Origin of the sequence: Brachybacterium rhamnosum, assembly GCF_039526185.1 — a bacterium.
Taxonomy (GTDB): Bacteria; Actinomycetota; Actinomycetes; order Actinomycetales; family Dermabacteraceae; genus Brachybacterium; species Brachybacterium rhamnosum.
Map to the genome: position 1 here is coordinate 35,290 of NZ_BAAAIS010000003.1, position 13,877 is coordinate 49,166.

Consider the following 13,877-nt stretch of genomic DNA (forward strand, 5'->3'; position numbering starts at 1 on the left):
AGGCGCGCCGCACCACCGCCGCGGGAGGAGACCGGAGCGATGAGCACGATCCCGGCACCGCCGCGCGCCCCGCGGCCCGGGCCGCAGGGCCCGCCGCCGTCGCAGGTCCCGTCGGACGGGTACGGGTACGACGTCCGGCGGGTCGATCCGCAGGGCCCCGGTCGCCTGGCCGAGCCCCGCGGCCAGGAGCGCCGCCCGCGCCGTGCCTGGGTGCAGCGCCTCTACTGGATCCTCTCCCTGCTGGGGCTCGCCGTCACCGGGGCGGCCGTGTGGTTCTTTGTCATCCGCCCGCTGGGGCTCGGGACCTCCCTGGTCGCGTTCACCTCCGCGCTCGTGCCCGTCACGATCGTGCTCGCCGCCGTGTGGTGGGTGGATCGCTACACGCCCCAGCCGCGGATCACGCTCGTGTACGCCTTCGTCTGGGGCGCCGCCGGCTCCGTCGCGCTCACCTTCGTCATCGGCGGCGTCTTCACGGAGCTGGCCCTGCCGGAGGCGGAGGCCGGCTCCGCGACCGAGAGCTTCCTCGGCGCCGCCGTGCAGGCCCCGCTCGTCGAGGAGTCGATGAAGGCGCTGGGTCTCGCGGCGCTGCTGATCTGGGGGCGGCGCTTCCTGGGCGGCCCGATCGACGGCGTGGTCTATGCCGTGCTCATCGCCGCGGGCTTCGCGTTCACGGAGAACATCCTCTACTTCGGCCGCTCCTTCCACGAGGCGCAGGCAGCCGGGACCGTCGACGTCTTCTGGCAGACCTTCCTGCTTCGCGGTCTGCTCTCGCCCTTCGCCCACGCGTCCTTCACGTCGCTCTGCGGGCTCGGGCTCGGCATCGCGGCCGAGCGCCGCTCGCTCATGCTGTACTTCGGGCTCGGCCTGGGCGGCCTCTCGCTGGGCATGTCCCTGCATGCGCTCTGGAACGGCTCGAGCTTCTTCCTCGAGCCGGATCCCGAGCGCCCGCTCGCCGGCTTCCTGCGCTACTACCTGACCGTGCAGGTCCCGATCTTCCTGCTGCTCGTCGCGATCGTGCTGTTCCTGCGGCTGCGCGAGAAGCGGATCCTGCGCCGGCAGCTCTCCGAGTACGGCCGCGCCGGCTGGTTCTCCCCGGCGGAGGTCGAGGTGCTCATCTCCATGCGGGGCCGCGCCCGCGCCGAGCGCTGGGCCGCTCGCCACGGCGCCGTCGCCCGGATGGCGATGCACGACCTCATCCTCGCCTCCGTCGAGCTGGGAATGGAGCGCCACGGTGTGCTCCAGGGGCGTCCCACCGAGCGCACGCGGCGCCGTGAGCGCGAGCTGCTCGAGCGGATCACCGTGGACCGCCGCCAGGTCTCCGCCCTCGAACGGCCGGTGGTGCGCGGCGCGGGGACCTCCGCCCCCGTGCCCGTATGATGGTGCGGCGGTCCGCAGCTCCCGCGGGCCCGCACGCGCTCGGCTCACCGTGCGCGGGAACTCGCTGATTCCTTCGAGAGGGGACCGATGTCCGGGCACTCCAAGTGGGCGACCACGAAGCACAAGAAGGCTGCCATCGATGCGAAGCGCGGCAAGCTTTTCGCCAAGCTGATCAAGAACATCGAGGTCGCCGCGCGTGTGGGCGGTCCCGACCTGGCCGGCAACCCCACGCTCTTCGACGCCGTCCAGAAGGCGAAGAAGTCCTCCGTCCCCAACGACAACATCGACCGCGCCGTCAAGCGCGGCGGTGGGCTCGACGGCGGCGGCGTCGACTACCAGACGCTCATGTACGAGGGGTACGCCCCCGGCGGCGTCGCGCTGCTCGTGGAGTGCCTCACGGACAACAAGAACCGTGCGGTCTCCGAGGTGCGCCTCGCCTTCACCCGCAACGGCGGCAACATGGCGGACTCCGGCTCGGTCTCCTACATGTTCAACCGCAAGGGCGTCGTCACCGTGCCCAAGGAGGGCAACACGGAGGACTCCCTGCTCGAGATCGTCCTGGATGCGGGCGCCGAGGAGATCACCGACGAGGGCGACACCTTCGAGATCCTCTCGGAGGCGAGCGACGTGGTCGCGGTGCGCACGGCGCTCCAGGAGGCGGGCGTCGACTACGACAGCGCCGAGGCGCAGTTCGTGCCGAACCTCCGCACCCCGGTGGACCTCGAGGGCGCCCAGAAGGTGTTCCGCCTCATCGACGCGCTCGAGGACAGCGACGACGTCCAGAACGTCTACTCCAACGTCGACATCCCCGAGGACGTCGCCGCGCAGCTCGACGCGGAGGACTGATCGCGAGATGAGCCTGCGCGTCCTCGGTGTGGACCCCGGGCTCACGCGCTGCGGCTACGGAGTGATCGACGCCGGCTCCGGCCGCAGCGCCTCCCTCGTGGACGTGGGGGTCGTGAGGACCTCGCCGGAGGACACGATCGACGTGCGCCTGCTCGCGATCTCCCGGGGGCTCGAGGCCAAGATCGAGGAGCACGCCCCGGACGTCGTCGCGATCGAGCGGGTCTTCGCGCAGGCCAACACCCCGACGGTCATGAGCACCGCGCAGGTCACCGGGGTCGCGATTGTGCTCGCCGCCCAGCGCGGGATCCGCATCGCGCTGCACACGCCCTCCGAGGTGAAGGCCGCCGTGACGGGCAGCGGGCGGGCGGACAAGAAGCAGATCCAGGCCATGCTCGTGAAGCTCCTGCGGCTGGACGCCGCCCCACAGCCGGCGGACGCCGCGGACGCCGTCGCGATCGCGCTCACCCAGCTGTGGCGCGGCCCGGGGCCGGTGCGCCGCGACGCGAGCGGCGGGGCTCGCACGAGCGCTCAGTCCGTGTGGGCGGAGGCGGAGCGCGCGGCGCGGCGCGCCCGGGACTCCTCGACCTCCCGCTTCTGATCGAACAGCTGTTCTAAGGTGGTCGCGTGATCGCAACCCTGACCGGGACCGTGGCCTCGATCGGCCTGGAATCCCTCGTGCTCGACGTCCACGGTGTGGGCTACCTCGTCCGCACCACCCCCGCCGCCCTCGCGCAGACCCGCCACGGCGCCGAGCTGACCCTGCACACGGAGCTCGTGGTCCGCGAGGACTCGATGACGCTCTTCGGCTTCCCCTCCGCGCAGGACGCCGACGCCTTCCGGGTCGTGCAGTCCGTGAGCGGGATCGGCCCGCGGCTCGCGCTGTCCGTGCTCGCCGTGCTCTCCCCGGAGGACCTCGCCCGCGCCGTCGCGGAGCAGGACGTCAAGAGCATCACCCGCACCCCGGGCATCGGCCCCAAGGTCGCCAGCCGCATGATCCTCGAGCTCGGCGGCAAGCTCGCCCTCCCCGCGGAGCCGGCCGGCGGCGCCGCCGTCGGCACGCCCGCCCCCGCCGCGTCCGCCGCCGTGGACGCCCAGGTCGTCGAGGCGCTCGTGGGACTCGGCTGGCCCGAGAAGTCCGCCACCGGGGCCGTGGAGCGACTCCGCGCCGAGGCCGGCGAGGACGCCGACCTCGAGCCCGCCGCCCTCCTGCGCACCGCCCTCCAGTCGCTCGGCGGCGCGCGGTGACGGCAGACGGGATCGACGGGGCCGACGGGATCGACGCGACCGCCGACGCCCCCGAGGACGACGGCACCGCGCTCACCAGTGCGACCTCCGGCGCTCTCGAGCGGGCGGCCGAGGCGGCGCTGCGGCCGCGCCGGCTCGCGGACTTCGTGGGCCAGGAGGTCGTGCGGGAGCAGCTCTCGCTCGTCCTGGACGCGGCGCAGGCGCGCGGTCGCGCCCCGGAGCACATGCTGCTCTCGGGCCCTCCCGGGCTCGGCAAGACCACCCTCGCGATGATCATCGCCGCGGAGCTCGGTGCCCCGCTGCGGATCACCTCCGGGCCCGCCGTCCAGCACGCGGGCGACCTCGCCGCGATCCTCTCCTCCCTCGAGGAGGGCGAGGTGCTGTTCATCGACGAGATCCACCGTCTCGCGCGCCCCGCCGAGGAGATGCTCTACATCGCGATGGAGGACTTCCGCGTCGACGTGATGGTCGGCAAGGGCGTCGGGGCGACCTCGATCCCGCTCGAGCTGCCGCCGTTCACGGTGGTCGGCGCGACGACCCGCGCTGGGCTGCTGCCCGCGCCGCTGCGCGACCGCTTCGGCGTCGTCGGGCACCTGGACTACTACCGCGCCGAGGAGCTGCACCGCGTGGTGCTCCGCAGCGCCGGCGAGCTCGGCGTGGACATCCAGGGCGGTGCCGCGGCGGAGATCGCCTCCCGCTCCCGCGGCACCCCGCGCATCGCGAACCGGCTCCTGCGCCGGGTGCGCGACTGGGCGCAGGTGCGCGGCACCGGTGACCTGGACCTGGACGCGGCCCGCGCCGCGCTCGCCATGTACGAGGTGGACGAACGTGGCCTGGACCGACTGGACCGCGCCGTGCTGAGCGCGCTGTGCCGCCGCTTCGCCGGGGGTCCGGTGGGCCTGTCCACGCTCGCCGTCGCGGTGGGGGAGGAGACGGAGACCGTGGAGACCATGGTCGAGCCGTACCTCGTGCGGGAGGGCTTCCTCGTGCGGACCCCGCGTGGCCGCGCCGCGGCGACGGCGGCCTGGGAGCACCTCGGGCTCGAGGCGCCGCAGGGCGGCTCCGGCGCCGCCCCCATGCTCGGTCGGTTCTGACCCGCACCCGCCGCCGAGCCCCGCGCAGGACGGCGCGTCCCGCCGGTGGGGCTCCCGGCGGACTCGGAGGGAGCGGCGGGTACAGTGGTCCGGTCAGCCGTCCGCGGCCGGTGGAGCCGCGTCACGTGCGCGGGCCGTCCGGTCCGTCGAGAGGATCTTCGTGGATCTCCTGCCCCTCCTGCTCATCTTCGCCGTCATGCTCGTGCCGCTGATGTTCATGTCCAGCCGTCAGCGCAAGGCCCAGCGCGAGCAGCAGGCGAAGGTCGCCCAGCTCGGCGTCGGTGACGAGGTGCGCACCCACTCCGGGTTCTACGGGCTGATCGTCGAGGAGTTCGACGACGTCGTGATCCTCGAGTCCGAGAACGGCGCCCAGACCAAGTGGGCCCGCCAGGCGATCGCCGGCGCCGTCGCGCCCACCGAGGACACCGCTGCCGACGCCGCCGATGACGCCGTCGTCGAGGGGACCGCGACCGACGCGGACACCGCCTCCGACGCGCCGGTCGAGGAGGGCACCGTCCCCGGCGTCACCACCCGGGACACCGACACCACCACCGACGGCCGTCGCGACGCCTGAGGCGCCCGCGCGCCCCGGCTCCCGCCGCACACCGAGGAACCCCGCTCCATGCCCGTTCGTCGCATAGCCCTCACGGCGCTCGCGGTGCTGATCCTGCTGCTCGGCGGCGGGATCGGTGCCGGGGTGCAGTGGGGCGGCTGGAACGCCGCCCCGAAGCTCGCCCTCGACCTCGAGGGCGGCACGCAGATCATCCTGCAGGCCCAGACCACCGACGGCTCGACGATCGACCGCGACGCCATGGAGCAGGCGCGGCAGATCATCAGCCAGCGCGTGAACGCCATGGGCGTCGCGGAGACCGAGATCTCCGTGCAGGGCGGCACGAACATCGTCATCGACGTGCCGGGCACGCTGGACCAGGCGACGTCCGACGCCCTGCGGCAGACGGCCGCCATGTCCTTCCGGCCGGTTCTCGGCGCGGTCGCCCCCGAGGGGGACGGCAGCGCCCTGCCCTCCGACGGCGGCGGTGCCTCCGACGCGGGCGGCGACAGCGGCACGGGGGAGACCTCGAGCGCTCCCGCCGATCCCGCGCAGGGGCAGTTCACCGGGGCGCTCTCCTCGGACCAGACCCTCGCGGACCAGGCCGGCACCGATTCCGGCGAGCCGGACGCCTGGTCCCTCGACCAGCTCGACGCGGACGTCCAGGCCGAGCTCGGCGCCGTCGACTGCACCGATCCCTCCGCGCAGCAGGAGCGGATCGCCCAGGCGAAGGCCGACGAGCCGATCGTGGCGTGCGCGCCGGACGGCTCCGCGAAGTACCTCCTGGGTCCCGAGGTCGTCCCCGGCTCGGCGGTCGAGGACGCAAGCGTCGGCGCCGAGACCAGCTCGACCGGTCAGGCGACCGGCTACTACCTCGTGAACATGCGGTTCACGGACGCCGTCGGCCAGGACTTCGCGGACATGACCTCCGCGCTGTACAACGGCCAGGGCGCGACGAGCGCCTTCGCGATCGTGCTGGACGGCCTCGTGATCTCCGCCCCGACGGTCGAGGAGCCGTCGCCGGGCGGCGAGGCCTCGATCTCGGGCAACTTCACCCAGGACCAGGCGTCCCAGCTCGCCGACCAGCTGAAGTTCGGCGCGCTCCCGATCCAGCTCGACGTCGCCTCGGAGCAGCAGATCTCCGCGACGCTCGGCGCCGACCAGCTGTCGATGGGCCTCATCGCGGGCCTGATCGGTCTCGCGCTCGTCGTGCTCTACGCCTTCCTGCAGTACCGCGTGCTCGCCATCGTCACCACCTCGAGCCTCGCGATCATGGCGGTGCTGACCTACGCGGTGCTCACCGTGCTCTCGAACCTGCCGGAGATCGGCTACCGGCTCTCCCTCGCGGGCGTCGCCGGCCTCATCGTCGCGATCGCCTTCACGGCGGATTCGTTCATCGTCTACTTCGAGCGCGTCCGTGACGAGATCCGCGAGGGGCGCGGCATCGTCGCGGCCGTCGACCACGGCTGGGACCGCGCCCGGCGCACCATCCTCGCCTCCGACGCCGTCAACCTCGTCGCGGCCGTGGTGCTGTACGTGCTCTCCACGGGCGGCGTGCGCGGCTTCGCCTTCGTCCTCGGCGTGACGACGCTGCTGGATCTCGTGGTCGTCTTCCTCTTCACCCATCCGATGCTGCAGGCCCTCGCCCGCACGCGCTTCTTCGGCAAGGGTCACCCCATGAGCGGCCTCGACCCCGCGGTGCTCGGCCGGGCCGTCCCCGCCTACGCCGGCCGCGGGCGGCTCCGGGACGCCGAGGAGCGTCGGGAGACGATCGCCGAGCGGAAGGCGCGGCTCGCCCGCGAGTCCGCGGAGCAGTCCGGCGCGACCGAGCAGGAGGACGAGCGATGAGCGCGACCCTGGCCCAGCTGGGCAACTCCCTCCACGACGGCACGCGCTCCGCGCCGATCGTGCGGCGCCGGCGCCTGTGGTACCTGATCAGCGTCGCCGCGGTGCTCGTGCTCGGCACGCTCGCCGTGCTGCGCGGCCCCAACCTCGGGATCGAGTTCACCGGTGGCTCCGAGTTCCAGATCTCCGGGGTCCAGGACACCTCGCAGACCGCCGCCCGCGACATCGTGCGCGAGCACGTGCCGGACTCCGAGCCGAAGGTGACGGTGCTCGGCGGGAGCACGGTGCGCGTGCAGACCGAGCAGCTCGACTCGGCGCAGACCTCCTCGCTCGCCTCCGACCTCGCCGCGGGCTACGACGTGGAGTCCTCCGCGGTCTCGACCTCGTACATCGGCCCGGTCTGGAGCCAGGACATCACGCAGAAGATGCTCCGCGGCGTCCTCGTGTTCCTGGTCCTCGTCGCGATCGGCATGGCCCTGTACTTCCGGGACCTGCGGGCCTCCGGCGCCGCGATGATCGCCCTGATCCACGACATGCTGCTGACCGCAGCGGTGTACGGGGTGGTGGGCTTCGAGATCACGCCGAGCACCGTGATCGGCTTCCTGACGATCCTCGGCTACTCGCTCTACGACACGATCGTCGTCTTCGACAAGGTGCGCGAGAACACCGCCGGGATGCGGGTGCTCAACGGACCCGACTACGCGGACCGGGTGGAGCTCGCGGCGAACCAGACCCTCGTGCGCTCGCTGAACACCTCCGTGGTCGCCCTGCTCCCGGTGGGTTCGATCCTCGTGATCGGTGCCTTCGTGCTGGGGGCGGGCACCCTCAAGGACATCTCGCTCGCCCTGTTCGTGGGCATCCTCGCGGGCACCTACTCCTCCGTCTTCCTCGCCCCGGGACTGCTCGTGGACCTCCACCGGCTCACCTCCCGCGCCCCGCGCGGGCCCGTCGACCCGGCACCTCGCACGACGCTCGCCGAGCGGCGTGCCGCGCAGGAGCGCATCGCCTCCGGCACGGCGGACGACGCGTCCGACGGCGGCCCCGAGGAGGGGACCGATTGCGGGAACGGCGACGACGAGGCGACCGACGACGCCCCGGACGACGCCCCGGACGCTCCCGTATCCGTGGACTCGTCCCCGGACGTGCCTCCAGCGCGCCGGGTGCAGCCCCGCCGCAGCACCCGCAGCGGCCGATCCCACTCCCGACGAGGACAGCGATGAGCACCCAGCAGGACGCCCCCGGATCCGCGCGGCTCGCGGAGATCCTTGCGACCCGGATCGACGAGTACCCCGACTTCCCCGCTCCGGGGGTCCTCTTCCGCGACATCACCCCGCTCCTGCGGGACGCCGGCGCCTTCCGCGAGATCATCGCGCACTGGCGGGCGATGGTCCCCGCGGGCGTGGAGTACGTGGTGGGCACCGAGGCGCGCGGCTTCGTGCTCGGCGCGCCCCTCGCCTACGAGCTGGGCGCGGGCTTCATCCCGGTGCGCAAGGCCGGCAAGCTCCCCGGTTCCCCGGCGAGCCTCCGCTACGACCTCGAGTACGGCAGCGCCGAGGTGCAGATCCCCGAGGGCTCGCTCCCCGCCGGGGCACGCACCCTGGTGGTCGACGACCTGCTCGCCACCGGCGGGACGGCGGCGGCCACGATCGAGCTCACCCGGAGCTTCGGCGTGGAGCTCGTGGGCGCCTCCTTCCTCATCGAGCTCGAGGGCCTCGGAGGGCGCGAGAAGCTGCCTGCTGACGTCCCCGTCACGACCGTCTGGTCGATTCCGGACTGACCTCGCGCGCCGCCGCCGTCCGGGCCGGCACCGCAGGTGCCTCGTCCGGGCGCGGCGGACGACGGTCATCGGCACGGTGACCCGCGCGTAGACTGACGGGCCACGGTCAGGAGGCGCGCGATGCAGGACAGATCACCGCAGGACGGGACGTCCGTGCCCCCCGAGGTCGACGGCGGTGTCAGCGCGACCCGCTCGGGAGGGCCGGGGACGAGCACGGCCTCCTCCCCGTCGAGCCCGTCGCCGTCCGGGCGCAGCACCTCCGCCGTCCCGCGGCGCTCCCGCTCCCGGCTGTCGTTCTTCGGCGGTCGCGGTGGCCCGAGCGTCGATCCGCTGCTCGCGCCGCTGCTCGACACGATGGCCTCCGTGAGCCCCAAGGAGGACACCGCGCTCGTCCAGCGCGCCTTCACCGTCGCCGAGGCCGCGCACCGCGGTCAGATGCGCAAGAGCGGCGACCCGTACATCACGCATCCGGTCTCCGTCGCGACGATCCTCGCCGAGCTCGGCTCGCCGTCCGAGGTCGTCGCCGCGGCGCTGCTGCACGACACGGTCGAGGACACCGACTACTCCCTGGACCGCCTGCGCGCCGACTTCGGCGACGTCATCGCGGTGCTCGTGGACGGCGTCACCAAGCTCGACAAGGTGACCTACGGCGAGGCCGCGCAGGCGGAGACCGTGCGCAAGATGATCGTGGCCATGAGCCGCGACGTGCGCGTGCTGCTCATCAAGCTCGCGGACCGTCTCCACAACGCCCGCACCTGGAAGTACGTCCCGGCCGCCTCCGCGGAGCGCAAGGCCAAGGAGACGCTCGAGATCTACGCGCCGCTCGCGCACCGGCTGGGCCTGAACACCATCAAGTGGGAGCTCGAGGACCGCTCCTTCCAGGTGCTCTATCCCAAGGTGTACGAGGAGATCGTCGCCCTCGTCGCCCAGCACGCCCCGGCCCGCGAGCAGTACCTGCGCACCGTCTCCTCGCAGATCCACGAGGACCTGCGCAAGGCGCGCATCAAGGCGGAGGTGACGGGTCGCCCCAAGCACTACTACTCGATCTACCAGAAGATGATCGTGCGCGGCCGGGACTTCGCGGACATCTACGACCTGGTGGGCGTGCGCGTGCTCGTGGACTCGGTGCGGGACTGCTATGCGGTCCTCGGCACGCTGCATGCGCGCTGGTCCCCGGTGCCGGGTCGCTTCAAGGACTACATCGCGCTGCCGAAGTTCAACCTCTACCAGTCGCTGCACACCACGGTCATCGGTCCCACCGGGAAGCCGGTGGAGATCCAGATCCGCACCTGGGAGATGCACCGGCGCGCCGAGTACGGCGTCGCCGCGCACTGGAAGTACAAGGCGATGGCCGGGGGCGCGGCGGCGGCCGCGAAGCCCGTGGCGAGCGAGAGCGCCTGGCTGCGCCAGCTCATGGACTGGCAGAAGGAGACCACCGACTCCGGCGAGTTCCTCGACTCCCTGCGCTTCGAGATCGCCTCCCAGGAGGTGTACGTCTTCACCCCGAAGGGGGACGTGCTCGCGCTCCCGCAGGGGTCCACACCCGTGGACTTCGCGTACGCGGTGCACACCGAGGTGGGGCACCGGACGATCGGGGCCCGCGTGAACGGGCGGCTCGTCTCCCTGGACTCGACGCTGAGCACGGGCGACGTGGTCGAGGTGTTCACCTCGAAGTCCTCCGAGGCGGGGCCCAGCCGTGACTGGCTCGGTTTCGTCACCTCGCCCCGCGCACGCTCGAAGATCCGTCAGTGGTTCACGAAGGAGCGGCGCGAGGAGGCGCTCGAGCGCGGCCGGGAGGAGCTGGCCAAGGCGCTGCGCCGACAGGACCTGCCTATGCGGCGCCTGCTCACCCACGAGACGCTCGCCGCCGTCGCGGGGGACCTCAACCTGCAGACCGTCGATGCGCTCTACACGTCGATCGGCGAGGGCCACACCGGGGCGCAGAACGTCGTGGACAAGCTCCGTGCGACCTTCGGCGGCTCCGACGGCGCGGAGGAGGACGTCGCGGAGGCGACGATCCCGACCTGGGTGCGGCCCAAGCCGAGCACCCGCACGGAGCGCCACACCTCGGAGACGGACCAGGGGGTCATCGTCGAGGGCCATGCGGACCTCTGGGTGAAGCTCGCCAAGTGCTGCGCCCCGGTGCCCGGCGACCCGATCGTGGGGTTCGTGACCCGCGGGAACGGCGTCTCCGTGCATCACCGCGAGTGCGCGAACGCGATCCAGCTGACCGAGCAGCAGGGCGATCGGATGGTGGAGGTCAGCTGGTCCGGCCGTCACAGCACCGCCTACCTGGTGCACATCAAGGTCGAGGCGCTGGACCGGCCGCGGCTGCTCACCGATCTCGCGCTCGTGATCTCGGAGCAGCAGGTGAACCTGCAGTCCGCCTCGGCGCAGTCGAACGCCGACCGGCTCGCGGCGACGTTCTTCTCCTTCGAGCTCGCCGAGCCGAGCCACCTGCAGGCGGTCCTCGCCCAGGTGCGTCGCGTGGAGGGCGTCTACGACGTCTACCGCGTCACCGCGGACGGCAAGCCCGTGGGCGCGGGGGAGCCGCTGACCCGCGGCTGAGCCCCCGGGGCGGCCGGCGCGAGGTGCCGTCACGCGGCCCGGGAGCCCCCGACCGCATCGTGTGCCGGGACCAGCGCGCAGGCGCGGTCCATCGCCTCCTGCGCGGAACGCGACCCGGGATGGTGGGTGATCGCCTCGAGCCGGCGGCGGATCCCCTCGGGTGACGCGTGCCCGGCGGCGATCAGGCGGGACACGGCGGCGAGCCGCTCGGCATCGGGGGAGAAGCGCAGCAGATCCATCGACGTGCGGTCGGGGATCGTGAGCGGGGCCCCGCCGATGGTCTCCACCTCGTCCATGGCGACGCGGGCGCCGCGCTGGATCGTCCCGGCGATCGGTCCCCGGTGCGCGGACGAGATGAGCTCGACCTGGACGGGCGCCGTCCCACCGAGCACGACCCAGGCGGCCGTCACCCCGGCGAGCACGTGGTGGGGCCGCAGTGAGGCCCCGAGCGCGCTGCCCACGGCGAGCGCACGGCCGACGGCGGTGCCGACGACGTCCGGCGGGACGTAGATGCCCGGCAGCAGCCTCACGAGGTAGCCGTCCGCGACCATCCGCGCGGTGGTGGGGGTGTCCTCCCAGCGCTCGAGGGCGCGGGAGACGGGCACCGCGAGCTCCGCCGCGTGACGGGACCAGGCGAAGCAGGCGGGACCCAGGGGCGGCATCCGGGGACCGGGGGAGCGGGGAGGCGGGAGCCCGTCGTCCTGCGGTGGCGGGGGCGGGCCGGAAGGCGCGGGCGGCGAGTTCTGCATGCACCGACTCTGGGGGCACGGAGGCCGCACGGCAACGCCCCGCCCGTCCTTGTGGACGGGCGGGGCGTGGGGAGGAACGGCCGGGCCGTCCTCGTCAGCGGTGATCGCCGCGGTCAGCCGAGGTCGCGGGCCGAGCGCTCGATGACGGCGAGCCACTCGCGGCGGGCCTCGAGGGCTGCCTCCGCCTTCGCGATCTTCGCCGGGTCACCGGTCGCGCGCGCCTTCTCGAGGTCCTCCTCGTAGCCGGCGATCGCGGAGTGCAGCTGCGAGGAGGCGCCCTCGACGCGCGCCTTGGTGCGCGGATCGGTGCGTCGCCACTCGGCCTCCTCGGCGTCCTTCACGGCGCGCTCGACGCTGCGCAGGCGGTCGTCGATGCGACGCATGTCGCCGCGCGGGACCTTGCCGGCCGCCTCCCAGCGCTCCTGCACGGAGCGCAGGGCGTCCTTCGCCTTGTCGAGATCCTTCGCCGGGTCGATCTCCTCGGCCTCGGCCAGGAGCGCCTCCTTGACGACGAGGTTCTCGCGCTGCTCCGACTCGGAGGCCTCGAGATCGGCGTTCCGGGCGGAGAAGAAGGTGTCCTGCGCGGCCTTGAACCGGGCCCACTGGGCGTCGTCCTTCTTGCGCCCGCCGCGCGGGGCTGCGCGCCACTCGGCCATGAGGTCCTTGAAGGCGCGGACCGTCGGACCCCAGTCGGTGGAGCCCTGCATCTCCTCGGCGCGGGCGATGAGCTGCTCCTTGACGGCGGCGGCCTCCTCGTGACGCTCGTCGAGCTGCGAGAAGAACTGCTTGCGATGGCGGTCGAAGGTGGACCGCGCCGCGGAGAGCCGCTTCCAGAGGGCGTCCTCGGTGGGGCGGTCGAGGTTCACGTCCTCGCTCTGCATCTGCTTCCAGGTGGGGACCATCTGGCGCATGGTCTCCCCGGCGCTCTTCCACGAGATCTGCTCGGGCGGCGTGGCGACCAGCTGCTCGATCGACTCGACGAAGGCGGTGCGTCGGGCGATCGCGTCCTGACGGGCGGCGGTGCGCGCGCTCTCGAGCTCGGCGATCTGCGCCTTCGCCTTCTCGCGGAGCTCGTGGGCGCGAGCCCGCAGTGCGGGGATGTCACCCACGACCTGCGGCTCCTTCATGTTCTTGCGCAGGTTCTCGAGCAGTCGGTTGAGCTCGTTGTGAGTGTGCCCGGTCGTGGAGAGCTTCTTCTCCGTGAGATCGAGGAAGGCCACGAGATCGAGGTAGGCGCGCGCGAAGGGGTCCAGCGCGGTCGCGGGATCGATCCCCTGTGCCTGGCCGGCCTCGCCGAGGGCACGCACCTGGGTGCCGTCCTGCACGGTGACCGTGCCGTCCTCGGTGACGGCGCCGAAGGTCTTCGCCTCGTCGAGAAGAGCGGCGTCGTACTCGGTGACCGAGGGCGCCGCCGGCAACAGCGGGGCGGCCGGCTTGCGTCCGGCGAGGGCGGCCGGGGAGGGCGCGCCTCCCGGGGTGGGCCCGGGGCGGCCGGGGCGCGGTCGCGGCGCGGGAGCCGCGGCGGCAGGCGCCTCGGCGTCGGGAGCATCCGCGACGGCCGGCTCGGCGGGAGCCTCCACGGGGGCGGCCACGTCGGCGGCGTCGGCCGCGGAGGTCTCCTCGGGCTCGGGGGAGGTGGGGACGGGAGTCTCGGACTCGCTCACGATGGAGCTCCTTCGAACGGATCCGCTGCGCGGCGGGACACTGCCGCCACGAGGGCGGCCGGGCGGTGCGGGACCCTCCCGCGGAGCGGGGTGGGAACCACGTCACGGAACTCTACAGCGAGCAGATGCGCGCTCCGCCCTCTGCCCGCGCAGGCACCGGCC

At 73.0% G+C, this 13,877-nt stretch carries 12 protein-coding genes; 10 read left to right on the forward strand and 2 right to left on the reverse strand.

Features of this window, described 5'->3' with window-relative positions; translation table 11 throughout:
* Positions 1–39: 39 nt before the first annotated feature.
* The 10 genes from ABD080_RS10270 (at position 40) to ABD080_RS10315 (ending at position 11,302) form a co-directional block, all read left to right on the forward strand.
* Complete coding sequence (locus tag ABD080_RS10270; protein WP_343904727.1) at positions 40–1,377, forward strand: PrsW family intramembrane metalloprotease; 1,338 nt, start codon at positions 40–42, stop codon at positions 1,375–1,377.
* An 87-nt stretch (positions 1,378–1,464) separates the two neighbouring features.
* The gene (locus tag ABD080_RS10275) at positions 1,465–2,223 is read left to right on the forward strand and encodes a YebC/PmpR family DNA-binding transcriptional regulator (RefSeq protein ID WP_343904729.1); all 759 of its coding nucleotides are present in this window, start codon (positions 1,465–1,467) and stop codon (positions 2,221–2,223) included.
* Positions 2,224–2,230: 7 nt separating this feature from the next.
* On the forward strand, positions 2,231–2,821 hold the full coding sequence (gene ruvC / locus ABD080_RS10280; RefSeq protein ID WP_343904731.1) for a crossover junction endodeoxyribonuclease RuvC: 591 nt from the start codon (positions 2,231–2,233) through the stop codon (positions 2,819–2,821).
* Between the two features lie 26 nt (positions 2,822–2,847).
* Complete coding sequence (gene ruvA / locus ABD080_RS10285; RefSeq protein ID WP_343904733.1) at positions 2,848–3,468, forward strand: Holliday junction branch migration protein RuvA; 621 nt, start codon at positions 2,848–2,850, stop codon at positions 3,466–3,468.
* Entirely contained in the window at positions 3,465–4,562 is a 1,098-nt protein-coding gene (gene ruvB, locus ABD080_RS10290) for a Holliday junction branch migration DNA helicase RuvB (protein WP_377827295.1), read from the forward strand. Before ruvA ends, ruvB begins: the two co-directional genes overlap by 4 nt.
* 160 nt (positions 4,563–4,722) lie before the next feature.
* A complete protein-coding gene (yajC, locus tag ABD080_RS10295) occupies positions 4,723–5,136 on the forward strand; it encodes a preprotein translocase subunit YajC (RefSeq protein WP_343904735.1) in 414 nt (137 codons plus the stop codon).
* Between the two features lie 48 nt (positions 5,137–5,184).
* Positions 5,185–6,960, forward strand: a complete 1,776-nt coding sequence (gene secD, locus ABD080_RS10300) for a protein translocase subunit SecD (protein WP_343904737.1) — start codon at positions 5,185–5,187, stop codon at positions 6,958–6,960.
* Entirely contained in the window at positions 6,957–8,177 is a 1,221-nt protein-coding gene (gene secF, locus ABD080_RS10305) for a protein translocase subunit SecF (RefSeq protein WP_343904739.1), read from the forward strand. The genes secD and secF overlap by 4 nt, the downstream gene beginning before the upstream one ends.
* Positions 8,174–8,734 (forward strand): adenine phosphoribosyltransferase, encoded by a 561-nt coding sequence (locus tag ABD080_RS10310; protein ID WP_343904741.1) that lies wholly within the window; start codon positions 8,174–8,176, stop codon positions 8,732–8,734. Before secF ends, ABD080_RS10310 begins: the two co-directional genes overlap by 4 nt.
* Before the next feature lie 120 nt (positions 8,735–8,854).
* Positions 8,855–11,302, forward strand: coding sequence for a RelA/SpoT family protein (locus ABD080_RS10315; protein ID WP_343904743.1), 2,448 nt, complete (start codon positions 8,855–8,857; stop codon positions 11,300–11,302).
* Between the two features lie 29 nt (positions 11,303–11,331).
* Here ABD080_RS10315 and ABD080_RS10320 read toward each other — a convergent pair whose 3' ends face one another.
* Entirely contained in the window at positions 11,332–11,964 is a 633-nt protein-coding gene (locus ABD080_RS10320; protein WP_343904745.1) for a hypothetical protein, read from the reverse strand.
* Between the two features lie 200 nt (positions 11,965–12,164).
* Positions 12,165–13,715 carry a DUF349 domain-containing protein gene (locus ABD080_RS10325; protein ID WP_343904747.1) on the reverse strand — a complete coding sequence of 517 codons (1,551 nt, stop codon included), beginning with the start codon at positions 13,713–13,715 and terminating at the stop codon, positions 12,165–12,167.
* Positions 13,716–13,877: the final 162 nt, after the last annotated feature.

Coding starts and splice junctions, on each gene's coding strand:
- ABD080_RS10270 (WP_343904727.1), top strand. CDS start 40: ATGAGCACGATCCCGGCACCGCCGCGCGCCCCGCGGCCCGGGCCGCAG.
- ABD080_RS10275 (WP_343904729.1), top strand. CDS start 1,465: ATGTCCGGGCACTCCAAGTGGGCGACCACGAAGCACAAGAAGGCTGCC.
- ruvC (WP_343904731.1), top strand. CDS start 2,231: ATGAGCCTGCGCGTCCTCGGTGTGGACCCCGGGCTCACGCGCTGCGGC.
- secD (WP_343904737.1), top strand. CDS start 5,185: ATGCCCGTTCGTCGCATAGCCCTCACGGCGCTCGCGGTGCTGATCCTG.
- secF (WP_343904739.1), top strand. CDS start 6,957: ATGAGCGCGACCCTGGCCCAGCTGGGCAACTCCCTCCACGACGGCACG.
- ABD080_RS10310 (WP_343904741.1), top strand. CDS start 8,174: ATGAGCACCCAGCAGGACGCCCCCGGATCCGCGCGGCTCGCGGAGATC.
- ABD080_RS10315 (WP_343904743.1), top strand. CDS start 8,855: ATGCAGGACAGATCACCGCAGGACGGGACGTCCGTGCCCCCCGAGGTC.
- ABD080_RS10320 (WP_343904745.1), bottom strand. CDS start 11,964: ATGCCGCCCCTGGGTCCCGCCTGCTTCGCCTGGTCCCGTCACGCGGCG.